Below are 23,208 nucleotides of genomic sequence, written 5' to 3'. Positions count from 1 at the left end.
CTTTCTTTTCAAATTCAATCTTTTATCAGATTAAGCTTGAGATGCTTTTAGCTCGGCAACTTTTGCTTCAGACATAGGCTTAGTGATGATTGCAAGAACAATACATACTGCCATCATTGCTGCAGAGATAGTGTAAGCAAGGCCGTAGCTATCGCCGTTAGTCATTGAGTAACCAACAACCGCTGTACCGATTGCACCACCGATACCCCATGCTGTGTAAAGCACACCGTAGTTTGTACCGTAGTTCTTAAGGCCGTAGAACTCTGCAGTAAGCGTTGGGAATACTGCAAGTAGAGTACCGTAACCAACCGCTGCAACCGCTGTACCGATGATTAGCGTGAACTCAGTGTTAAACGTAGCGAATAGAGCCATGTTTGCGCCTTGCAGGATGAATGCAAGTAGAAGAGTACGAACGCCACCGATTTTGTCAGCAAGCATACCAGCAGCAACACGACCGCCTGAGTTAAATACAGCAAGGATAGAAGCAAGGTAAACCGCGTTTGGTAGGTTAGCTTGCGCGCTTGCGATACTTGTGATGTTACCGATGATCATTAGACCAACAGAAGCTGCGAATGCGTACATGATCCATAGAGAGTAGAACTGAGGGGTTTTCAGCATTACTTTCCAAGACAGGTCTTCGCTCTTCTTAACAACCTTTGGTGCTTGACCCGCTTTAACTTTTGGTTCAGCTGGAGAGTAACCCGCTGGTGGGTTGTTGATTGTTGCTGCTAGCGGTACTGCAATCGCTAGTACACCAGCACCAAGAATCTTAAAGCTTGTTTGGATGCCCATGCTCTCGATAAGAGCCGCTGTTACTGGAGCAAGGTAAATTGCTGCTAGACCGAAGCCTGCTGCGATTAGGCCGTTAACCATACCTTTCTTAGAAGGGTGGAACCACTTCATTGCAGAAGGAGAAAGACAAGCGTAACCGAAGCCGATACCAGCACCTGCTACAACACCGAACGTGATGTTTAGCATCAGTGGAGATGTCGCGAAACCAGACGCGATCATACCAAGACCAGTTAGTGCAGTACCAAGGATAAGGATCTTACGTGGACCCATGCGGTCTTGCAGGATACCAGCAACAAGAAGACAGATTGAGAATGTGATTGTTGCAGTCGCGTATGGTGCAGATGCTTCAGCTGCAGACCAGCCTTCACCTTGTAGGGCTTTGTTAAATACACTCCAAGCATACAGGATGCCAAGACAAAGGTTGATACAGAAGCCTGCTAGCAGGATACGTGTAGCTTTATCAATCTTGCTCATTTTTATTCTCGTTTCTGTCATCCATTGAGCGGGTAACTCAACAGAAAACGGGTTATTGTGATGGTTTATTCAAAATTAGTTTGCGTTTATCAACAGATAGCGCAAAAGAGCGCGGATTATAACCAATAAAAATGTGATTGGAATCTCTTTTTGCCTTTTTATCAAAATAAAACTCAAGTTGTTAACGAACTGTTTTTTCTAGGTGTTGCAGTTGTTGTGAACACCTTTCTTTTTTGTACAAGCTGGTCATTACGCCCTCACTATTTATCGCCTTGAGCTCACTCTTATCGGTAGTACCCCTACAAAACGTGCGACCATCACATCATTGCAATTAATTTTAAATTATTTCGATGGTTAATTTTGTGTAACAAAACAAATCAATTTGGTCGGTATTTGCCACAAAGCTAGTGGGGGCTTAGTTTCTTAAAAACCATAATGTTAAGTTAATGTTAATAATGATTTTGATGGGGTGTCTCGGTTACAATTTGTTCAATTCTTGGGCTTGTTTTGTGCGGAAAAAGTGGGAAAATAGTACGCAAACTGAGATTCCAAATTTGAAAGGATGCGTTTCTAGTCTACATGAGGCGAGTATTATGAAACTATTTTTAATTCTATTGATGTCGATTACGGGTGGTGTTGCAGCTGCTGATCATATTCATTCTTTCTTGTTCGGCTTCTACATTGCAGCTCTGGCTGTAGGTAGCTGCTACTGGTTGGCGTTTCGCAGCACGCGTTTCCCACAATTGGCTCTAGTTCTACTACTATGTGGTTTCTTCGCAAAAATTGCGGTTACGGTTATCGGTGTTTCTTGGGGTATTTCGAACGACATTATCCAGTCCCCGTTTATCTTCTCGTTGTCTTACTTGTTCTTCTTAGTGGTTGTGTCTTACGTGTGGTTCTCTTACCGCGATAAGCTAACGCTAAAGAAACGTGAGAAGCAGATTGAAGAGGCTCGCAAGCAAGCGGCATAATTCAAAAACAGATTCTTAAAAGCCTTCTTCGGAAGGCTTTTTTACGCCTGTAGCAAATGAAAAATACCCCCAATAGGTGATACCAATCGTAGTAAATAATTGCTCACCCTAGCTTGTTAAAATGCTCGATAACTGCGTTAGAATTTTTGATTGTAGAATAACTACTTATCGAAAAATTCTGCCTTGTTCTCAAGCCTTTTTCCTGCGCTATTTTTGATCACCTATTTACTGTGATTGGTATGAGAACCTGTTGGGGGTATTTGTGTATCCGTGGTATCTGAAGATTACGCTATTTCTTCATCATTTTTGCAAGATCAGCAAACGGGTTGTGCGTCGCGTGCTGGTGGTTATCGAGCTCTGCTTTCGCATCCACGCCATAACGCTCATGGTCAGTGTACTTAGAATGTTCGTGATCGTGACAGTACAGGCATAACAGCTCCCAGTTACTGCCATCTTCCGGGTTATTGGTGTGGTCGTGATCAACGTGGTGGACAGTTAACTCACGCAGGTTTGAATACACAAACTCTCGTGCGCATTTTCCACAAACCCAAGGGTAGAGTTTCAGTGCTTTTTCACGGTAGCCACTCTCTTTTCGTGCATACGCGGCACTTGAACCATTGTAATCAGACGACATTGCTAAATTCCTAGTTATTGTATTGGCGTGATTTTATCACAGCTGTCTTCAAAGCGTTGTTGAGTCATCGCAAATCATGTCCCAATTTTCAACGATGTGCTTTAAATTCACTCGTGCAGTTCTCGCCTAATTTAGAACCGACAAACACGGTTATTTCTTTCTGGAATAAGCCATGCTTAACAGTTTGAAAATAAATCGTATTCGGGGGTTTTAACCGAGAGACTGTGACCTAATATCAATGTGTGAGACCCTATATCAAAAAGGAAATACTATGTCAGAACAATACACTCCACCGAAAGTTTGGGTAAACAATACCGACGGCGGAAATAAATGGGCAAACATCAATAGCCCTGAATCTGGCGCGAGATTCGAACGCGATCTGCCAGTTGGCGAACACGCTCTGCAACTTTACTCGCTAGGCACTCCGAACGGTCAAAAAGTTACGATTATGCTTGAAGAGTTGCTTGCACAAGGCGTGAAAGAAGCCGAGTACGATGCGTACCTGATCAACATCGGAGAGTCGGATCAATTCTCTTCTGGTTTTGTGGGTGTGAACCCGAACTCTAAGATCCCAGCATTGGTTGATAAGTCTGGCGACGAAGCGGTTAATGTCTTTGAGTCGGCTTCGATTCTGATGCATTTAGCAGAGAAATTTGGTCACTTCTTACCAAAAGAGGGGGCTGCACGTACTCAAGCGATCAACTGGTTGTTCTGGGCACAAGGCTCAGCACCATTCCTAGGTGGCGGTTTTGGTCACTTCTATGCTTACGCCGACGAAAAGCAAGAGTACCCAATTAACCGCTTTGCGATGGAAGCAAAACGTCAATTGGATGTACTAGATAAGCAGTTAGCCAACAATGAGTTTGTGTCGGGTGACCAACTGACGATTGCTGATATGGCGATTTGGCCATGGTACGGCAATCTAGTACTTGGCAACCTCTATGATGCAGCAGAGTTCCTACAAGTGGAGACATACACCAATGTTGTGCGCTGGGCGAAACAGCTTGAAGTGCGTGAAGGCTTCCAGCGCGGTCGTATTGTCAACCGTTCATGGGGTGAAGCATGGGAACAACTACCAGAGCGCCACTCGGCCGAAGATATCGATAAAGTATTGAAACTAAAGCCGGAGTAATACCGTTTTTTGATTGCAGAGAAGCTTATTGATGATGACAGTTGGTGGTGTATTCGCATCAAAAGTCAAGTTATCAAGCGGTAAGCTTCTTTGTTCAGTCACTCAAACTTATGTAAACTACCGCCATCATATTGTGTAAGGATGGTTTTATGTACCACGGTCATATCTATTTCCCTCTGCGATTTGCAGAGCAAGCCGAAGCGCTTCGTCAGAAGATCATTGCAGAGCGAAAAGATGTTCTTGAAGTTTTCCCTTTGGTTCAGCGTCTTGTAGGCCCTCACAAAATGCCTATGTTCGAGATGCATTTTGCCAATAAAGATTCAGGCATTATTGAATGGCTTGAACAGGAGCGCGGTGATATGTCAGTGCTTATCCACCCTGTGACTGGCGGTGAAGAAACATTGGATCATACTGTTCGTGCTATTTGGCTTGGTCGAGAGCTGGGTGTCTTTGAAGAAACATTAACCAGCTAAGCTGCGATATCAACACAAGCTAAGTTATTATATTGTTCTTCGGCCTTTCCGGGGCACATCAGACAAAAAAGGCTCCTCAAATGAGGAGCCTTTCAGATTGCTGACGAACCCCACTTTTTGAAGTGGGGTTCTCTTTTTCGAGCGGCCGTAGGCCGCGATCGCGATATTTTTTTATTATGCGAAGTTTGGAAGAGCCCAACACTTAAATTGGCATCTAGACGCCATAATTTGACGTATTTGGGACATATTTAGCCCTATTTTTTGTAAATAGCTCACCACCAAGGCTATCTTCTTGATGTTTTGAGCGGCAGCTGCCAACCAACATTGCATTTGCACTTTCGAGAGCCCGCGGAAGCGGGCATAACGGTGACCATGGTGCTGCTTAGCGTCGGCGAAGCTCCGCTCTACCGTCTCACTTCTTCGCCTATACGTCTTTTTCCATAAGGTGAGAGCCGCATTTGGTTGGCTCTATCCATCGCGTCCGTATAGATATGTCTTGTAATGACTTTCTTTATATTTTTACTTTGCGTACAGTCATCTCTCATTGGACAGAACGCACACTCTTTCGGGTCGGAGTGATACTCACGATACGCATCTCTAGACGTTGTTTTATAGATGAGCTCTTGACCGTTAGGGCAGCGGTAACTGTCTCGCTCTCCATTGTAGATGAAGTGCTTTTTCTTGAACGCATTCTTTGTTCTCGATGGTCTGCGATAACCGAACACGCCTAAGATATTTCGACGCTCTAATGACTCAGCGACTGGCGCAGTGAAGTAGCCCGCGTCGAGTCCAACGGCGATTGGATTAAGGTTAAATTGCTCTAGGGTATAGTCCAGACGCTTCACATAAGGTTGAGAGTCATTGATATTACCTGCTGTGACATGGGTATCTAAGATAATGCCATGCTGTCCATCCACTGTACGGTGGTCGAGATAGAAGAAGCCTTGGGGCTTATTATCTCGAGTCATGAAGCCACTTTCCGGGTCGGTAGTACTCGTTTTGGTGCTCTTAGTTTTAGGCTCAGCGGTACGTGACTTTAGAGGTTTCTTACCCTCTTTCTCTCGGTCTAGCGCGACATCTTCATCGAGCATATCAAGATAAGCACTGGCGCGAACCTTAGTCACTTTGTTCGTGTGCTTATTTTTGTTGGCATTGGCTTTTAGGTGCGTGCTGTCAGTAAATAGTTCTTGGCCTGCGACCAAACCTTTCGCCATTGCCTGCTCTACGATATTGATAAAGATACGCTCAAACACATCGGTACCATTAAAGCGGCGAATACGGTTTTGGCTGAGTGTCGATGCATGGATAACTTTCTCTGTCAGTGACATACGCAGGAACCATCGATAAGCGACATTGACTTCAATCTCTTTCACGAGTTGTCGCTCGCTTTTTATTCCGAAGAGGTAACCAAGCAGGATGATTTTAAACAGGCGTACAGGGTCAACAGGTGGGCGACCGTTGTCTTTACAGTAGAGGTGAGCGACTTCATTACGGATAAACTCGAAGTCGATGGCTTTATCTATCTTACGAACTAAATGGTTCTGAGGAACGAGCTGTTCCATGGTGACCATTTCGAGTTCATATTGTTGAGGTGAAGGCTCTTGAAGCATAGTGAGATATCCATATTTCGATACCCCTATTAGATCAAAGGTCTAGCTTGAAAGCTAGACCTTTGTCAGCAGTCTGAAAGGCTCCTCAAATGAGGAGCCTTTGTTCTGCTAATGAGCAGTTTATAGGAGCTTAATGAAGTGGGGGTTAAGCTTCTGCAGTTACCTTTGAATCGCTCATTTTCTTAAGCGCTGCGTAACCAAAACCTGTTACTGCTGTACCTGCTGCAATCGCTACTAGGTACATAAGCACCGGAGAGATAGCACCTGGAATCAGCAGTACGAATAGACCACCGTGTGGAGCCATCAGTTGAGCACCGAACAGCATTGATAGAGCACCAGTCAGAGCACCACCTGCCATACACGCTGGGATAACACGCATTGGGTCTTTCGCTGCGAATGGAATCGCGCCTTCAGAGATGAAACATAGACCAAGAACGAACGACGCTTTACCTGCTTCACGCTCGCCCGCTTCAAACTTGTCTTTCACTAGGAAAGTCGCAAGGCCCATACCTAGAGCAGGAACCATACCTGCTGCCATGATCGCTGCCATTGGTGCGTAAGTTTGTGAAGCCAGTAGACCAACACCGAATGTGTAAGCTGCTTTGTTTACTGGGCCACCAAGGTCGAAACACATCATTGCGCCTAGAATCACGCCTAGCAGAATCGCGTTAGACGTACCCATGTTGTTTAGGAAGTCTGTCATTGCGCTCATTACGCCAGAAACCGGACCTCCCACGATGTAAACCATCACAAGGCCAGTGAACAAGCTTGCGATAAATGGAATGATAAGAATTGGCTTAAGCGCTTCCATAGATTGTGGAAGTTGAACCTTGTCAGCAATGAACTTCGCAGAGTAACCTGCAATGAAACCAGCCGCGATACCACCTAGGAAACCAGCACCTGTTGAGCTAGCCAGCATACCGCCGATTAGACCCGGAGCCAGACCCGGACGGTCAGCAATTGAGAATGCAATGAAACCAGCAAGAACCGGAATCATCAATGCGAATGCTGAACCACCACCGATAGTCATCAGTGCTGCCGCTAGCGTACCTTCTTCTTTAAACGCTTCGATACCGAATACGAAAGAGAGCGCGATGATCAAACCACCCGCTACAACAACAGGTAGCATGTGAGATACACCTGTCATTAGATGCTTGTACACGCCTTTCTTCTCATCAGCAGGTGCTGCTTGTGAAGAAGATGCAGTGTGTTGGTAAGGTTTTGCTTCAGCGAACGCTTTTTCAAACTCTTGAGTTGTCTTTTTAAGCGCAGGACCCGTTGTTGTTTTATAAAGTGGCTTACCATCAAAACGGTCGAGTGGTACGTCGATGTCCGCTGCGATGATAACAAGATCCGCTTCTGCAATCTCTTGATCCGTCAGTTGGTTCTTCGCACCTACAGAGCCACGAGTTTCAACCTTGATTTGGTGACCAAGACGTTGGCCTTCGTTCTCTAGCGCTTCAGCCGCCATGAAAGTGTGAGCAACACCCGTCGGGCAAGCTGTAATCGCAACAATCTTCTTAGCACCGCTTGTGGCGACTTCAGTTGCAGCGGTCGTTACTTGTGAAGCGTCCAATACAGTTGCGTTTGCTACTGCACTTTCAAGAAATGCTTTTGCGTCTGCAGTACATTCAGAGATTGGCGCTTGGTAAACCTTCTTGCCAACAAAGCGCTGTGTGTCTACGTCTGTGTTTGCTGCAATAACGACAGCGTCGCTGCGTGCAATCGCTTCTTCAGAAACAGCTTCATTTGGAAGAACGCTTGACTGGCACTCAATACTGGCACTCCAACCTAGCTGTTTTGCGGCTTTCTCAAGCAGCCCTGCTGCGATGATGCTGTTTGCAACGCCACTTGGGCATGCGGTGATAATGGTAATATTCATAATAAACCTTTTGTCCTATTTGCTTGTGTCTAACTGGCTAGTTGGAGCACTAAGCACCTGTAATTGGATATTTTGTAGTACTGAATCCAGCTCTTGTTGGCTGGTTACACCCACACCTACCTGCGAAACGGCTAGGGCAGATAGTGCGGTTGCGAATTTGATAAGTTCTGGTTTTGGCATCTGCTGCATGTGACCCCAACATAGGCCAGCGACTAAGGTGTCGCCTGCGCCAACTGTGCTCACAACTTGCATTCGTGGTGGTTGAGCGTGTAACCATTCACCTTGGTTAAGCCACATCACGCCATCTGCTCCTAGAGAAACAACAATGTTCTCAATGCCTTTCTCGCTCAGCGCTTGGCCTGCCTGTTGGCACTGCTTAGGCGTTGTAAGTTCTGCATTGAACAGTTGAGACAGCTCTTCGTCGTTAGGCTTGATAAGCCAAGGCTGAGCATTGATACCTGCTTTTAGTGCATCGCGGCTGCTGTCGAACAATACCTTCTTACCTAGGTCGCGTAGGCGTTGTACCCAAGAGGCACAAAGCTCTGGAGATACGCCTTGAGGTAAGCTACCGGCAATCACAAAGTATTCGTGGTCTTCTGCAAGTTCTAGCAGTGTTTTTTCAAATGCGTTGATCGCATCTTGATCAACCGGTACGCCTGGGAAGTTAATGTCACTAACTTGGCCGGAGGTTTCCACTAGCTTCACGTTGATGCGCGTTGCGCCGTCGACACGAATGAAGCGGTCGGTTGCACCCATCTCTGCAAACAGTTGGCAAAATGCCTCTTCATTGTTGCGACCCAAGAAACCCGTAACGGTTACTTTTGCGCCCAGCTCAGACAGCACTTTTGCTACGTTTACGCCTTTGCCCGCAGCGTGTAGCGAGCCTTGGTTTACCAAGCTCACTGAACCTACGTTTAGCGTATCAACGCTGCCAGTCAGGTCTAATGCTGGGTTCAGCGTTACCGTAACGGCTTTGATTTGCTTTAATTCAGTCATTGCCAATCCTTAACCTTCACCAAGGCCAGAAGCGATGGCTTTACCAATTGATTCAATAGCTTGCGCTGCATCATCACCTTCAGCCGTGAACTGAAGTTGGTGACCGTGTTTCACGCCTAGAGCGATCACTTTCATTAGGCTCTTCGCGTTCACTTCTTTTCCGTCGCCGTCTAGGTTGGATACGCGGATTGCTGCATCGAATTTCTTCGCTTCTGCAACTAGCATCGCGCCAGGGCGAGCGTGTAGGCCGTGTGCGTTTTTGATCTTAAAGATTGCTTGGTTGTCTGAGCCTTCAGCAGCAGTGCTTGGTGCTTCGCCTTTTAGCTGCGCAATCACACCTTCAATGTCTGAATCGATAAGTGCATTTTGCTTACCTTCAAAAACCAGCTGACTTAGGTTTGCTAGGATGTTTTGGTGTGCGCTGTTACACGCTGCGAATGCGACAAGCGCTTTCACTTGAGTGCCTTCAAACTCACAATCATTAGCCGTAGAAACAAAAGACACAGCAGTGCGAGTCACGCCTTTGTCGCTACCGATAAGCCACAAGCCTTGGCCCAAGTGAGTTGGTGTTTTAGTCACTAGATCAGCAACGAATGCATTATCAGCACAACCCGTGTTTTTCAGTAGGCCGCCCGCAACGGCAGACATTTGTACTATGTCGCTTGCTGGAAATTTAAGTTGAACTAAAGAAGCGTCTAGGTCTGCTTCAAGCTGAACTTCACCGTGAAGTAGGGCGATGATTTCGTCTTCTGTTTTTGCTTGTTGCAGCTTTTGCTCAACGCCGTCAGCAGAAAGTACTTTGGTTAGCTGCTTTAGAATGCCTAAGTGTTCGTCTGATTTTGCTGCAATACCGATGGCGACGTAAACACGGTTACCGTCTGCCCAGTCGATGCCTTCAGGGAAGTGGTGTACGGCAACGCCAGTCTCTTTTACTAAACCACGAGTGTCTGTCGTGCCATGAGGGATGGAGATACCGTTACCAAGGAAAGTAGAGTTTTGGTTTTCACGGTTAAGCATTCCCTCTACGTAACCTTCATCAACCAGACCTTTCTCAGTCAGTTTGCCAGCGATGTTACGAATAGCTTGGAACTTATCTTGCGCAGATTGACCAAGCGAAATGTCAGATTTAGTTAATTTAAGCATGTTGCCTCTTTAGCTTATTGCTTTGTTTGAGCTTGTCGCTTCATTGTTGCTGTTATCCCGATTCAAGTTCTGCTTATTGAGTGCTGAACACCTTGCTGAACGTTTAGCTGAATCGGTTCAGCAAAAAGAGTAAAAAAATTCAGCAAAGCCCAGTTCTCTTGATAAAACTGATATTGCTGCTTACCGTGCTTCGTTTCTTTTTAAAGATAGTCTTAAATGATAGTCATTAATCTCAAAGTCGCTAAAAAAAGATGATTCGAGTCACTTTTCGGATTTTGCTGAATCCTTTCAGCTTTAATACTGAATCGATTCAGCATATAATTCAACCATTCTGAGGATCCGAACTTTGGTTCTATGATCCTACGCACAAAATACAGGCCCTTGATATGACACTTGATGAAATAGCGAAACTGGCGGGTGTATCTAAAACCACTGCAAGCTATGTGATTAATGGTAAAGCTCAGAAGTACCGCATCAGCGAGAAAACGCAGCAGAAGGTAATGGCAGTGGTGAACGAGCACAACTATCGCCCAGACCACGCAGCATCGTCATTGAGGGCAGGTAACAGCCGTTCATTTGGTTTGATTATTCCAGATCTGGAGAACAGCAGTTATGCACGTTTAGCTAAGTTGATTGAGCAAAACTCTCGCAAAGTGGGTTATCAGATCTTAATCGGTTGTTCAGACGACGATGCTGAAACCGAGCGAAAAGTCGCAGAAGCTCTTGTGAGCCGTCGTATTGATGCTTTGCTGGTGGCGAGCTCGATGCCAGACGCTAACGAGTTCTATCTGCAACTTCAAAAGTCAGGAACGCCAGTTATCGCTATTGACCGTCCGTTAGACGATGAGCACTTTGCCTGTGTGATCAGTGAAGATTTCGAAGCGGCGTTTGAACTGACGCACTCTATTCTTGATGACAATATTCAAAGCATTGGCTTGATTGGTGCCTTGCCTGATCTAAATATTTCACGTGAGCGTCAATTGGGTTTTGAAGCGGCCAATAAAGCGCATACTCAGCAAAATGGGCTGAAAGAGAACAAACCCACGGTTGTCGGTTATGGTGAACACTTTGACCGAGAATCAGGGCGAGAAATTTTTGAAGAGTGGATTGCGAAAGGCACGGTTCCGGATGCGATTGTCACCATGTCTTACACCTTGTTAGAGGGCGTGTTGGATGTAATGGTCGAAAAGCCAGAGCTGGTCAATAAAGTCAAATTGGCGACCTTTGGTGATAACCGCCTGTTGGACTTCCTACCATTTAAAGTACATTCTCTGCCGCAACAGTTTGAGGTGATTGCAGACAGCGCATTCGCCTTGGCATTGAACGCTTCAGCAAAACGTTACCAGCCTGGTATTGAACTGGTGCCGCGAAGCCTGGTAAAGCGTAGCTAAAACAGTTAGCGTAAGCTTTAATTTCTTATCCAAGCCTCAGCGCCATTAAAGTGCTGAGGCCTTTTTATTGAATCAATAAACCGAATTCGACCAGTGCAACAATCCCTAATAACAGGGCCAGTACCTTCCAAAACTGGATTGGGTTTCTATTGAGTAGCGGTTGCTGGGTTTTACGTTTCACTAGCTTAGAGTTGGGTGTGTAGAGATCAGAGATAAAGTCGCCGAGCACGGAGTAACGCTCAGTTGGCTGCTCAGCACACGCCTTTTGTAACACCAGGTCAAACCAAGCGGGTAAGTCTGAACGGAGGCGCGTAATAGGTTGATAGTGCCATTGATGATGACGAGATTGAGCCAAAGATCGGGGCGTCATTTCAGGATAAGGCAACTGTCCCGTCAGCATTTCATAACCAATTACCGCTACAGAAAACAGATCAGAGCGTGTGGTCGCAACATTCTGCTTAATGGTTTCCGGAGCGATATAATTTACGGCACCAAGCGGAACCGCATCCTCTTCAACGGGCAAACCTTCTTCGATGCCGCGAATCAATACTGCGCCAAGGTCTATCAGCTTAATATCGCCATTCGGTAGTAACATGATGTTTTCGGGCTTCAGATCGCGATGAACAATGTCAGCACGTTGAAGTACACGAATGCCCTGAATGATCTTTTCTAGAATCGTGCGCACTTTTGGCAAGCTTGGTTTGGGGTTGTCGTACATCCACTGCCTTAAGGTTACGCCCTCAACCATCTCACACACTTGATAAAGAAACTGCGAACGCTCGTCAGTCGGATAGACCTTCATAATGCGTTTGTTGTTAAGTAGCATGCCTGCCCACTGTTCGTTGTAAAACGCTTTGAGCTGCGCTGGATCGTCGTGATATTGCATTGAAGGTACTTTAATCACGAATTCGGTTTGGGTCTGGGTTTGCATCACACGATATACGTGGCTGCGGGTGCCAGAGTAGAGCACTTCCAACACCTGAAACTGGTCGATCATCTGCCCTAGTTTTAATACCGGAGGAATGACGCGTGTCGCGAGCTTTTCATGAAACTCAATCAATGATGGTTTAGGCAGTTGTGTTACCTCAATCATCAAGCAGCTGACGTTATCTTTGCTGTGCATTGCCAGGGCTTTGTTACAGATCGCCTGAGTCGCCAGTTCAAAGTCATGCTGGTTATTGGTTCCTTCGACTAGATCTTCTTCGTCAATAAACTCATGCACGCCGTCGGTTGTCAGAATAAAGCGGTCTTTCACTTGTATGGATAGAGTTTGATAGTCAACATTCAGTTGGCTATCCATACCGAGCGCACGAGTGAGATAGTGGGTATTCACCAAGTTCTTACGAGTATGATCGCGGGTTAGCTGCTGAATTTTACCATCACGCAGTAAGTAGATGCGGCTGTCACCAACATGGAAGATATGAGCCGTGTTAGATTTGATGATCACCGCGCTGAAGGTCGAGACCATGGTGTTATGAGCGAGCTGCTTATCGTCATCAAGCTCAGAGAAGGAGGCGTTAAATAACCAAGAGTTCAGTGAAGTCAGTACCTTCTGAGCCGAGCGTTGAATGCTCCAGCTTTCCGGCGTTGCGTAGTAGTCAGTAATGAACTGCATCACGCTGGTGTGACTGGCTTTTTGTCCCTGTTCACTGCAACTCACACCATCGGCAATACAGGCCACGCTGCCCTTGAACTCTTGTTCGGCACGGGTTTTAGGGTGCTTAACGATAATCGCATCCTGATTTTCGTTTCTAACCCCTTGATGTGAGTAACCACCATAGTTGAGCTTGAGTTGATTGCTTGCCTGCGGATGAATACCTTGTTCCGCGTCTTGGCTTGTATTTGTATCAGCTGCTGTTTGGCTTTGGCTAAATGAGAGAGTCATAACGTCCTTGCTCCTATCTGCTCATTGTTTGAAAAGGAAGGGAAAGAACAAAAGCCCTAGTCAGAAACAAGAGCTTTTGAACGAAGTCACCGAGTGTCGCAATCCCGGTTCCTTCTCCCGATATCATTCAATGAGTGGTTAGCTCGATACGTTAATTAACGTCACGCTACCATCGTCATTTACTTCAGCAATTTGACCATTTGGCTCTTCCATAAATATCAGAGTCAGGAAGCCAAGTACCGCTGTTGCTGCAATCACAAGGAAGAACGTTTGGTAGCTCACAAATGAAAGCACTGTGAGGTAAACCACCGCACCCACATTACCGTAAGCACCCGTCATACCCGCGATTTGACCTGTCATACGACGCTTAATCAGTGGTACTGTCGCAAATACTGCCCCTTCACCTGCTTGTACGAAGAAAGAACACGCCATTGCTGCCACAACCGCCAACCATACAGGCCATGTGCTGTCGACTTGACCCATTGCGAAGTAACCCACCGCTAGACCTGCAGTTAGGATAAGCAGTGTTGGTTTACGGCCAAATTTATCTGAAATCCAACCACCACCTGGGCGAGACATTAGGTTCATAAAGGCGTATGCCGACGCCACCATACCTGCTAGAACTGGCGTTAGCTCAAAGGTTTCAGAGAAGAACAGTGGCAGCATAGAAACCACAGCCAGCTCTGAACCAAATGTCGCGAAGTAAAGCACGTTCAATACCGCAACTTGCTTAAATTTGTATTGGTGAATCTCTGGCACTTCTTCCTTGAAGACGTTCTTATTCACTTTCCAAACTTGAGATATTTCATACATATACAGCGCAGCCAGTAGCGCATACACACCGTATACTGCTGAGTCTGACAGCATGCCGATACCTGATGGAGACAGTTTCCAAGCCAGTAGCGCAAGAGCCGCGTACATAGGGATCTTCATGATGAGTAGAAAGAAAAAGTCACCCTTAGACGTTACTTCCATCGCTGTAACTTGTGCAGGTTTGAAGTAAGTAGAACCTTTTGGTGTATCCGATACGTTTTTGTAGAAAACAACTGAGAACAGAAGGCTCATTGCACCTGTCACACCAACGGCATAACGCCAGCCATCTTCGCCACCGAAAACCAGTGCCAGAGTAGGAAGAGTGAACGCTGCCGCAGCTGAACCGAAGTTACCCCAACCACCGTAGATACCTTCCGCAGTACCCAGTTCGTTATGTGGGAACCACTCAGACACCAAGCGAATACCAACCACGAAGCCAGCACCGATGAAGCCGAGTAGGAAACGTGCGATAGCTGCTTGCATGAACGAGTCAGCGAGCGCGAACATGAAACACGGAATCGAACAGATAGCGAGTAGGGCAGAATAGACCAGTCTTGGACCATAGCGGTCGGTCAACATACCGATGGCGACACGCGCAGGGATGGTCAATGCCACGTTTAAGATTAAGAGAGTTTTGATCTCTTCAGTGGTTAAGCCTAAAGATGTTTTTACCATTTGCAGTAGTGGCGCAAAGTTAAACCAAACCACAAAGGTGATGAAAAAGGCGATCCAGCTAAGGTGTAAGATTTTCATCTTACCTGTGAATGAGAGCAGCGAAAATTTTGAGTTATCCATGTATTAAATCCTTTAAATATGGAAAGTGTCTAGAGTTTTTCTAGCCGTTCACATGCCAACTCCGTAGCGAGCCTAAGTGTTTAATTATAGGCGGCTAAGGCATGAGTATTGGGTGATTCTGAAATACGACCTAATCCGTGATTAGCTTGCTAACGCTTCGGGTGCCAGTACTTGAATGTCGTTACCTTGTCTGCGCACTTCAAAGCGAGTCAGAGCGTGTTCAGGCTCTTCCAAACAAGCGCCTGTCTCTAGATGGTAATGCTGCTTGTAAAGGGGAGAAGCGACGTACGGCTCTCCACTTAACGAGCCAATAATACCACGTGACATGACATTGGCTTTACCAATTGGGTCGAAATTTGAAAGGCCATAAATCTTGTCACTGCGCTTGCAGTAAAAGATCGCGACTTGATGATCAGCAACTTTGGCACAGACACCCGCGTTGGGCGTTAGATCCTCTTGGGAACAAACAGTGGTCCAGTTTTCCATGACAGTCTCCTTGTCAATTTGTTGAGTCTTAGATTTTGTTCAATTTCCTAAAAAATGAAGGTCGTAATGAAAGAAGGTCGCTAGCAGAGTATTGCGTAGTGAAGGGCCTGCTAACGACCAAACTGGCTACGAGACTTCCGTAATTTCAATCTGTTCAGAGCTATTCAGCGCTTGAGTACGCTCGGCATCGTGGTCAGTGTTGATGATTGGTTTCGGGAAGCGCTGTTCGCGTTCGGTAATGAACGACAAGCTCTTATCCATTTCGTCACTGTTGATGTAGTGTTGGAAGCGCTTCATTTTCGCTGGGTTCTCGATGGTGGTCTTCCACTCACATTGGTACTTCTCGATGTTGAGCGCGATGTCCGCTTCCAGTTCTGCCGCGACATTGAGTTTGTCTTCAATGACCACTTCTTTGAGGTAGTCCAAGCCGCCCTCCAGGTTCTCCATCCAAACAGAGGTACGTTGTAAGCGATCAGCAGTACGGGTGTAGAACATCAGTACGCGGTCGATGTATTGAACCAGCGTTTGTTCATCGAGGTCGGTTGCGAATAGGTCGGCGTGACGTGGGCGCATACCGCCGTTACCACACACGTATAGGTTCCAGCCTTTGTCGGTCGCGATAACGCCAATGTCTTTTGATTGCGCTTCGGCACATTCACGCGTACAGCCAGATACAGCGAATTTGATCTTGTGAGGTGAGCGTAGGCCCTTGTAGCGGTTCTCTAGTTTGATTGCGAGGCCGACACTGTCGTTTACGCCATAACGACACCAAGTGCTGCCCACACAAGACTTCACTGTACGAACCGATTTACCGTAGGCATGGCCGGTTTCAAAGCCTGCATCAATCAACCTTTTCCAAATAGCGGGCAGTTCGTTTAGTTGCGCGCCAAATAGGTCGACACGTTGGCCGCCAGTGATCTTGGTGTAGAGGTTGTACTCTTTTGCTACTTCACCGAGCACAATCAGTCTGTCTGGGGTGATTTCGCCGCCGGCAATTCGTGGAACCACAGAGTAGGTGCCATCTTTTTGCATGTTGCCAAGGTAGATGTCGTTGGTGTCTTGCAACTCGATGTGCTCATCCTCAAGGATGTAGTCGTTCCAGTAAGAGGCGAGGATAGAGCCAATCGCAGGTTTACACACAGTACAACCTAAGCCTTGCCCGTGAGATTCCAGTAGTTCATCGAAGGTCTTGATCTTGTTGACGCGGATAATGTCGGTTAGTTCTTGGCGAGAGTAGGCAAAGTGCTCACAGATATCGTTAGAAACCTCAACACCTAGGTTGCTTAGTTCGCTGTCTAATACTTGTTTCGCTAGCGCTGAACAACCACCACAACCGGTTGAAGCATTGGTCGACTCTTTCAGGGCAGCCATCGTGGTACAGCCAGCGGAAACCGCTTCTTTGATATCGCCTTTGGTTACATCGAAACATGAACAGATAACTGCGCTGTCTGGTAGCGCTTCAACGCCCATCGCGCTGCCAGAGTCGTCTGCAAGGTTTGGAAGAATCAGAACCGATGGGTTTTCTGGCAGCGGCATGTCATTTTGCTTGATTTGCAGCAGTGAACCGTAAGCTTCGGCGTCACCCACCAACACCGCACCAACGATCTTCTTGCCATCAGCAGAAATGATCAGGCGTTTGTAAACCTGTTCGATTTCATCGTTGTAGGTGTATGACTGGGCACCTTCTGTTTTGCCGTGTACTTCACCGATACTGGCTACATCTACGCCCAGCAGTTTAAGTTTGGTGCTCATGTCTGCACCGGTGAAGCTGCTTTCATCTTCACCATTTGAAAGGATATGGCTAGCCGCCACTTTCGCCATAGAGTAGCCCGGAGCTACTAAGCCGAAGATCTTGTTGTCCCACAGTGCGCACTCACCAATCGCGTAGACATCATCGATGTTGGTTTGGCAGTAATCATCAATCACGATACCGCCACGCTCGCCAATCGCGATATCAGAACTACGCGCCAATGCGTCTTGAGGACGAATACCAGCAGAGAACACGATCATATCGGTCTCAAGATGAGTGCCGTCTACAAAGTTCATGCGGTAGCGAGCCGTTTCACCGGCGACAATCTCAGAGGTCGCTTTCTCGGTGTGAACCTGTACGCCTAAGTCTTCGATTTTACGGCGTAGTAGTGCGCCGCCACCTTCGTCGAGTTGAACCGCCATCAAGCGAGGCGCGAACTCGACCACATGGGTTTCTAAACCAAGGTTTTTCACTGCGTTAGCCGCTTCTAAACCAAGCAGGCCACCGCCGATTACCACGCCCGATTTACTCTGCTTACTCGACAGCTCAATCGCATCAAGATCTTCAATCGTACGGTAGACGTGACAGTGTTCCTGATCGTTACCCGGGATTGGTGGAACGAATGGGAATGAGCCAGTAGCAAGAATCAGTTTGTCGTAGCTTTCACGATGGCCGCTGTCGGTGACTACCGCTTTGTTTTCGGTATCAAGCTCAGTCACCTTGGCATTCACCAAGTACTTAACGCCATTCTCTTGATAGTAAGCTTCGCTAGTGAGGGCCAAGTCGTCTGCTGACTTACCGTTGAAGTAAGCAGTGAGCTGAACACGGTCGTAGGCAAGACGTGATTCCTCACTAAAGGTGATGACTTCGTATTGGTCTGAGTTTGCTTGAATGATGTTGTCGATAAATTTGTGGCCAACCATGCCATTACCAACGACGACAATTTTCTGTTTGCTCATAGTAAATTCCTTTTTTGCTGGCTTCCTAGCGTTTCTAAAAACAGTCCACTCTCAATGGTGGGTAATTTGCTGTTCTTCCAATGAACTTAAAAACTGTGAATTTTGGGTTGTTGGTTTTTAGGGCAGCAAGTAGGATGCCAGATAAAAAAGGCGATCATAAAAAATAATATTAATTAATATATTCAATGGTTTAACTAAATAACAAACGACTCAATTACCCCTAAAGTGGTAGATTTGAAAAGTAAGAGATTTATGAAAATGAGCCTTTGTGGTGCAAAATTGATCAACATGGTGCAAATATCTCAATATTTCTTCGGTTGGATTTAATTAACCTCAAGCTTTGTAATTGTATTGATTTTAAGTTGTTGTAATTTAATTGGTTTTTTATTGTCTTGCGTTGGGTTAAATAGTGGTGCGCAAATTGCTTTATTAAAAAAGAGAAATTTTCACTACTGAGAGAGAGCTGAAAATGGCTTTCTGAATACTCTGGTGGAAGAGATAAAAAAGAACATTGCACGAGGGAAGAGTGATGAGTTCAAACAAGGATTGGATCAAATCAACGTGTGCTTACTGTGGCGTAGGTTGTGGCATTGAAGTAAGGCCAACGGCTTCAGGTAAATTGGAAGTGCGTGGCGACAAAGAGCACCCATCGAACTATGGCAAGCTATGTACTAAAGGCGCAGCACTGGGCGATACCGTAACACCGATAGGCCGCTTAACCCAACCGATGAAAAGAGTCGCAAGCGGACAGCAGCTGTTACCTTGGGGCGAAGCGTCGCAGCTGGTGGCAGATAAGTTCACCCAAGCGATCAAAGAGCATGGGCCAGATTCGGTCGCTTTTTATGTATCAGGCCAGTTACTGACAGAAGACTATTATGTTGCCAATAAACTGATGAAAGGCTTTATTGGTAGCGCCAACATCGACAGTAATTCACGCCTTTGTATGGCCTCGAGTGTGGTAGGGCATAAACGCGCATTCGGTACCGATACCGTTCCAGTCTGTTACGAAGATCTTGAACAAGCGGAAGTGGTGGTTATTACAGGCTCAAATCTCGCTTGGTGTCACCCTGTTCTGTTTCAACGTCTGCGTGCGGCAAAGCAAGCCAACCCAGCAATGAAAGTGATCGTGATTGACCCTCGCTATACCGACACTTGCGAAATTGCCGACATCCACTTGGCGTTAGAATCGGGCTCTGACGTCGCACTGTTTAATGGCTTATTAGCGTATCTCGATGATCACGACAAGCTCGCCCCAGACTATATTGAAAAACACACCCAAGGCTTTATTGAAGCGATTCGAGCAGCAACGCGATATCGCTATACCGAAAATGGCTGGGGTGACAAAAGCGTTTCTGAGCTGACAGGATTAACCGAAGCGCAGCTCAAGCAGTTCTACTCTCTGTTTGCATCCAACGACAAGGTGCTCACCATCTATTCTCAGGGCGTAAACCAATCTACCCAAGGGTGCGACAAGGTTAACGCCATTCTCAACTGCCATTTGGCGACAGGTAAAATTGGTAAAACAGGTATGGGGCCATTCTCGGTGACAGGCCAACCGAACGCGATGGGGGGCCGTGAAGTAGGTGGCTTAGCCAATACCTTAGCCGCGCACTTTGAATTTGGAGACCCGCAATCACACCAAACCGTGAGCGAGTTTTGGCAGACCGACAACTTAGCAACCTATGCCGGTTTAAAGGCCATTGACCTATTCGATGCTATGAACAAAGGTAAAATCAAAGCGGTGTGGATCATGGCGACCAACCCAGTTGTAAGCTTGCCTGATAGTGAGAAAATCAAAACAGCATTAGAGAAGTGCCCATTTGTTGTGGTGTCGGACTGCATTGCCGATACCGAAACCACACGACTAGCTGATGTAGTTTTGCCTGCCCAAGGTTGGAGTGAAAAGTCGGGTACAGTAACCAACTCCGAGCGCAGAATCTCACGCCAGCGCCGCATATTGCCAAGTCCAGGGGAAGCTAAGCCTGATTGGTGGATATTAAAAGAAGTGGCGCAAAAGATGGGATTCAAAGAACAGTTTGATTACCGACACGAAGGCGAGATCTTCAAAGAGTATTGCGAGATGACTGCACTTGGTAATGAAACAGGCAAAGCACGTGATTTGTGTTTGATTGGGTTAACCAAACTCGATGAGAAGGGCTATGGCGAACTCACCCCACAGCAGTGGCCGGTGCTTGAATACCAACCAGAGATCATAGAGCAGCGTATGTTTACCGATGGGGAGTTCTTTACCGAATCGGGCAAAGCGCAGTTCATTGCGGTGGAACATGACAAGCCGATTGCTGATACCAGTGTCGAATTTCCACTCATTATGAACACGGGGCGTATTCGCGACCAATGGCACACCATGAGCCGCACTGGTTTGGCGGCGGGTTTGGGCGAGCATACACCTGAACCGTTCGTAGCCATGCATCCAGACACAGTTGCCGAATTAAACCTCGATGAATTTGGCCTAGATGCTTTCAATCATGCGACCGTCAACCCAGTGGTGAGAGTACGCAGCGCACAAGGGGAGTGCCAAGCGCGTTTAGTCGTCACCAAAGAGATGCGCCGCGAACAAGTGTTTATGCCTATTCACTGGAACGCCCCAACAGCGAAAGACAGCAAGCCGTGTGATCTGATTCTGCCTCATACCGATGCCGCATCTGGTCAGCCGGAATTCAAGCACACTCCAGTGATAGTGGAGCCATGCGGTTATCGCAGTGAAGCGGCACTGGTGAGTGACAAGGTAATGGATTGCAGCAGGTTTGATTACTGGGTAAGGCAAAGAGTGGAGGGCGGCTTTTTGTATCGCATATCTTCATCTAAGAACCCAATGGAGTTGGTGATTCAACTAGCCAACACCCTTGAAGCACTTCCAGAATCTGACGCCGATGCGATTAAGTCGCTGCACTACCACGGCAATAAATCATTTAAGAACTATGGCTCTGCCAAGCTGGATCAATTCGGCGTGAAGCAGGCTTTTGTGGTCAATAGTAAGCTCGACCATGACAGCATCGACTGGCTGGTGGCGTGCTTAACTCGCGAAGTTGATGAAGAGTTTGAAGCCGAGTTTTTAAGTACGTTGGCCAAATAGTAAATGAAGTTAATGAACTTTATTAAGTAATATTTATCTTATGAATCAATGGCTAATGAGAGCGCGCTACAGCAGGTCGTGATTGTTAACTCGCTATTGATCAGAAAAGCAGAGGGATCTTTTATTTGTCGTGATCTTGTGAACAACCTTTGTTAAATCTTAAGCTATCAGATACCTAATGATTGCATTCTTTAATCAGCAGTGATATTCAATGCGCCAAACCAATTAAAGAATCAGATTTATCCGCAATTGATCTTTTATTGGATACTGAGAAGCGCTGTTGAATCATAACAGCGCTTTTTTGTTGTTGTCTTGTAGCCTGTAAGCGCAGTTACGATAGGTAGAGTTCATGAGTCAGTTAAAGGCTTTATTTCATAAATACATCCACTTGATGTCTGATCAATCAAAAGGGGTGGTGGCATCGATACTTTGTTCAATGCTGTTTGCTTGCATTCCTGCCTATGTACAAATCCAACCGGATATGGGGCCGAGTTTAATTTCGGGTGGCGAGAGTCACTGGTTGGCTGTGCAGCGTATTATTTGGAGCACGATGCTGTTCTTCATCTTGCTGTTTTTCACCAAGCGACTGCCGTTGCTGTGGGATGCATTGAAACAGTGGCGCAAGTGGCCAAAATACCTGACTTCAGCCTTGCTTGTCGCGCCACAATACTGGCTTTTCGTTTGGGCTCCGGCCAATGGAGAGACATTGAACCTCGCACTAGGCTACTTCACCATGCCTATCGTGATGGTGTTGATCGGTTGCTTCTACTACAAAGATAGCCTTACTAAGCTACAAAAAGTGGCGTGTTATTTTGCTTTGGCAGGGACAATATATACCTATGTGTTGGCATCGGGTCTGTCTTGGGTGGTATTGGTAGTAGCGCTGGGTTATCCGGTCTACTTTATGTTTCGTAAAACTAACCCAATGCCGACCGATATTGGTTTGGCAGTAGACCATATTATGATGCTCCCTTGGGTTGTTTTGGCGATGTTCTATCTCTACCCAGCCGATCATTTTATGAACCTGCCAGTCACGTCCTACCTATATTACCTTGGCCTTGCGATAGTGTCGGTTACACCAATGCTGCTCTATTTATTCGCTTATTCAAAGCTACCAGTATCTCTGTTTGGTTTAATGGGTTACGTAGAGCCAACCTTTATTTTTGTTGTCGGGCTGTTAATTGGCGATAGCATTGCGCTGCACGAAGTACCAACCTACCTATTAATCTCATTCGCCTTAATCGCGCTAGTGTTGGATGGCTACAAACGAATGAAAGCGAGCAGACTCGCTAAACAAGAGCGTTCTTAATAACTTAGCTGTAATTCTTCCACACATTAACGCCGACGATCCTGTCGGCGTTTTTCTTTTTGGGTATTGGTAATTCGTTCCATAAAATATAGTTAGTGCCTTTTGTTCGTCGTGCATGTCACGAGTTGGTTTTAAGCTAGATCGAGGTAAGTTGATGTCTAAATGAGCGATTTCAAAGTTTTTTGAACAAAAGCTGGAGGCTCCGCTTCACAACACCGTTTGGTCGTGGGGAAGTGATAACACCAAAGGGATTTATCTACGTGCATGGAATCGCACCAAAGTCGGCGATAATCTCGGCTGGCAGATCACAGGCTCAAATGAGTTGGGTGTAACCATTCTTATTAAAGGCAAGAAAATCGGCTTTATCTCATACACCGGCTAATTCAGCGCCGCTTGGGAGTGGTCATGTATAACCAAGGTGACCTGTGCCCAGACTGCGGCTAAGAGTTCAACCAAAAAGATGATGAGTAACCAACCTATTTGGCTGTTTTCTGCATTTTTTGGAACTATACAGAATAATTCTGCTTTTGGTCACATTAGGAACAATGAGAAGTAGGTAAGGTACTGTTATTAAAAAGGTTAGTTAGGCTTAGCCAAACACTACAGATTACTAGACAGA

General features: G+C 46.4%; 16 protein-coding genes. 6 read left to right on the top strand and 10 right to left on the bottom strand.

Annotated elements, in window-relative coordinates:
- Window positions 1-30: 30 nt before the first annotated feature.
- On the bottom strand, window positions 31-1,266 hold the full coding sequence (locus AC6I7V_RS15265; protein ID WP_255232598.1) for an L-lactate MFS transporter: 1,236 nt from the start codon (window positions 1,264-1,266) through the stop codon (window positions 31-33).
- A 593-nt stretch (window positions 1,267-1,859) separates the two neighbouring features.
- Between AC6I7V_RS15265 and AC6I7V_RS15260 the strand changes: the two genes are divergently transcribed.
- Window positions 1,860-2,237 carry an NADH:ubiquinone oxidoreductase gene (locus AC6I7V_RS15260; RefSeq protein WP_150897323.1) on the top strand — a complete coding sequence of 126 codons (378 nt, stop codon included), beginning with the start codon at window positions 1,860-1,862 and terminating at the stop codon, window positions 2,235-2,237.
- A gap of 289 nt (window positions 2,238-2,526) precedes the next feature.
- Here AC6I7V_RS15260 and AC6I7V_RS15255 read toward each other — a convergent pair whose 3' ends face one another.
- Entirely contained in the window at window positions 2,527-2,871 is a 345-nt protein-coding gene (locus AC6I7V_RS15255; RefSeq protein ID WP_032552302.1) for a YajD family HNH nuclease, read from the bottom strand.
- Window positions 2,872-3,142: 271 nt separating this feature from the next.
- Here AC6I7V_RS15255 and yghU point away from each other — a divergent pair, with 271 nt between their 5' ends.
- Together yghU and AC6I7V_RS15245 are read left to right on the top strand one after the other, a co-directional pair.
- The gene (gene yghU, locus AC6I7V_RS15250; RefSeq protein WP_498012168.1) at window positions 3,143-4,003 is read left to right on the top strand and encodes a glutathione-dependent disulfide-bond oxidoreductase; all 861 of its coding nucleotides are present in this window, start codon (window positions 3,143-3,145) and stop codon (window positions 4,001-4,003) included.
- 149 nt (window positions 4,004-4,152) lie between these two features.
- The gene (locus AC6I7V_RS15245; protein ID WP_255232600.1) at window positions 4,153-4,476 is read left to right on the top strand and encodes a DOPA 4,5-dioxygenase family protein; all 324 of its coding nucleotides are present in this window, start codon (window positions 4,153-4,155) and stop codon (window positions 4,474-4,476) included.
- 174 nt (window positions 4,477-4,650) lie between these two features.
- On the opposite strand, the gene AC6I7V_RS15240 is transcribed toward AC6I7V_RS15245, so the two are convergent.
- The 4 genes from AC6I7V_RS15240 to fruB form a co-directional block, all read right to left on the bottom strand.
- A protein-coding gene (locus AC6I7V_RS15240; RefSeq protein ID WP_498010782.1) for an IS1182 family transposase occupies window positions 4,651-6,086 on the bottom strand; the annotation gives its coding sequence in 2 pieces (ribosomal slippage) (window positions 4,651-4,913 and window positions 4,913-6,086; 1,437 coding nt in all).
- 145 nt (window positions 6,087-6,231) lie between these two features.
- Window positions 6,232-7,968, bottom strand: coding sequence for a PTS fructose transporter subunit IIBC (gene fruA / locus AC6I7V_RS15235; RefSeq protein WP_498012167.1), 1,737 nt, complete (start codon window positions 7,966-7,968; stop codon window positions 6,232-6,234).
- A 15-nt stretch (window positions 7,969-7,983) separates the two neighbouring features.
- Window positions 7,984-8,964 (bottom strand): 1-phosphofructokinase, encoded by a 981-nt coding sequence (gene pfkB, locus AC6I7V_RS15230; protein ID WP_498012166.1) that lies wholly within the window; start codon window positions 8,962-8,964, stop codon window positions 7,984-7,986.
- 9 nt (window positions 8,965-8,973) lie between these two features.
- Window positions 8,974-10,107, bottom strand: a complete 1,134-nt coding sequence (gene fruB, locus AC6I7V_RS15225) for a fused PTS fructose transporter subunit IIA/HPr protein (protein WP_498012165.1) — start codon at window positions 10,105-10,107, stop codon at window positions 8,974-8,976.
- Between the two features lie 386 nt (window positions 10,108-10,493).
- On the opposite strand from fruB, the gene cra reads away from it, so the two are divergent.
- The gene (cra, locus tag AC6I7V_RS15220; protein ID WP_498012164.1) at window positions 10,494-11,498 is read left to right on the top strand and encodes a catabolite repressor/activator; all 1,005 of its coding nucleotides are present in this window, start codon (window positions 10,494-10,496) and stop codon (window positions 11,496-11,498) included.
- Window positions 11,499-11,562: 64 nt separating this feature from the next.
- On the opposite strand, the gene AC6I7V_RS15215 is transcribed toward cra, so the two are convergent.
- From AC6I7V_RS15215 to nirB, 4 genes are all read right to left on the bottom strand, one after another.
- Window positions 11,563-13,383, bottom strand: coding sequence for a bifunctional protein-serine/threonine kinase/phosphatase (locus AC6I7V_RS15215; protein WP_498012163.1), 1,821 nt, complete (start codon window positions 13,381-13,383; stop codon window positions 11,563-11,565).
- Window positions 13,384-13,521: 138 nt separating this feature from the next.
- Window positions 13,522-14,991 carry a NarK family nitrate/nitrite MFS transporter gene (locus AC6I7V_RS15210; RefSeq protein WP_498012162.1) on the bottom strand — a complete coding sequence of 490 codons (1,470 nt, stop codon included), beginning with the start codon at window positions 14,989-14,991 and terminating at the stop codon, window positions 13,522-13,524.
- A gap of 141 nt (window positions 14,992-15,132) precedes the next feature.
- Window positions 15,133-15,477: a nitrite reductase small subunit NirD gene (gene nirD, locus AC6I7V_RS15205; RefSeq protein WP_032552319.1), complete on the bottom strand. Its 345-nt coding sequence runs from the start codon at window positions 15,475-15,477 to the stop codon at window positions 15,133-15,135.
- Window positions 15,478-15,603: 126 nt separating this feature from the next.
- On the bottom strand, window positions 15,604-18,186 hold the full coding sequence (gene nirB / locus AC6I7V_RS15200; protein WP_498012161.1) for a nitrite reductase large subunit NirB: 2,583 nt from the start codon (window positions 18,184-18,186) through the stop codon (window positions 15,604-15,606).
- Between the two features lie 529 nt (window positions 18,187-18,715).
- On the opposite strand from nirB, the gene AC6I7V_RS15195 reads away from it, so the two are divergent.
- Complete coding sequence (locus tag AC6I7V_RS15195) at window positions 18,716-21,280, top strand: molybdopterin oxidoreductase family protein (protein WP_498012160.1); 2,565 nt, start codon at window positions 18,716-18,718, stop codon at window positions 21,278-21,280.
- 349 nt (window positions 21,281-21,629) lie between these two features.
- Window positions 21,630-22,589, top strand: a complete 960-nt coding sequence (gene rarD, locus AC6I7V_RS15190; protein ID WP_498012159.1) for an EamA family transporter RarD — start codon at window positions 21,630-21,632, stop codon at window positions 22,587-22,589.
- Window positions 22,590-23,208: the final 619 nt, after the last annotated feature.

This window comes from Vibrio sp. KUL70, from assembly GCF_059725515.1.
The sequence above is the reverse complement of the archived record's forward strand: the minus strand, read 5'-3'. Positions and strand labels throughout refer to the sequence as shown.

Coding starts and splice junctions, on each gene's coding strand:
- nirD (WP_032552319.1), bottom strand. CDS start 15,477: ATGGAAAACTGGACCACTGTTTGTTCCCAAGAGGATCTAACGCCCAAC.
- AC6I7V_RS15215 (WP_498012163.1), bottom strand. CDS start 13,383: ATGACTCTCTCATTTAGCCAAAGCCAAACAGCAGCTGATACAAATACA.
- pfkB (WP_498012166.1), bottom strand. CDS start 8,964: ATGACTGAATTAAAGCAAATCAAAGCCGTTACGGTAACGCTGAACCCA.
- rarD (WP_498012159.1), top strand. CDS start 21,630: ATGAGTCAGTTAAAGGCTTTATTTCATAAATACATCCACTTGATGTCT.
- AC6I7V_RS15265 (WP_255232598.1), bottom strand. CDS start 1,266: ATGAGCAAGATTGATAAAGCTACACGTATCCTGCTAGCAGGCTTCTGT.
- AC6I7V_RS15210 (WP_498012162.1), bottom strand. CDS start 14,991: ATGGATAACTCAAAATTTTCGCTGCTCTCATTCACAGGTAAGATGAAA.
- AC6I7V_RS15245 (WP_255232600.1), top strand. CDS start 4,153: ATGTACCACGGTCATATCTATTTCCCTCTGCGATTTGCAGAGCAAGCC.
- fruB (WP_498012165.1), bottom strand. CDS start 10,107: ATGCTTAAATTAACTAAATCTGACATTTCGCTTGGTCAATCTGCGCAA.
- AC6I7V_RS15195 (WP_498012160.1), top strand. CDS start 18,716: ATGAGTTCAAACAAGGATTGGATCAAATCAACGTGTGCTTACTGTGGC.
- AC6I7V_RS15260 (WP_150897323.1), top strand. CDS start 1,860: ATGAAACTATTTTTAATTCTATTGATGTCGATTACGGGTGGTGTTGCA.
- AC6I7V_RS15255 (WP_032552302.1), bottom strand. CDS start 2,871: ATGTCGTCTGATTACAATGGTTCAAGTGCCGCGTATGCACGAAAAGAG.
- yghU (WP_498012168.1), top strand. CDS start 3,143: ATGTCAGAACAATACACTCCACCGAAAGTTTGGGTAAACAATACCGAC.
- fruA (WP_498012167.1), bottom strand. CDS start 7,968: ATGAATATTACCATTATCACCGCATGCCCAAGTGGCGTTGCAAACAGC.
- nirB (WP_498012161.1), bottom strand. CDS start 18,186: ATGAGCAAACAGAAAATTGTCGTCGTTGGTAATGGCATGGTTGGCCAC.
- cra (WP_498012164.1), top strand. CDS start 10,494: ATGACACTTGATGAAATAGCGAAACTGGCGGGTGTATCTAAAACCACT.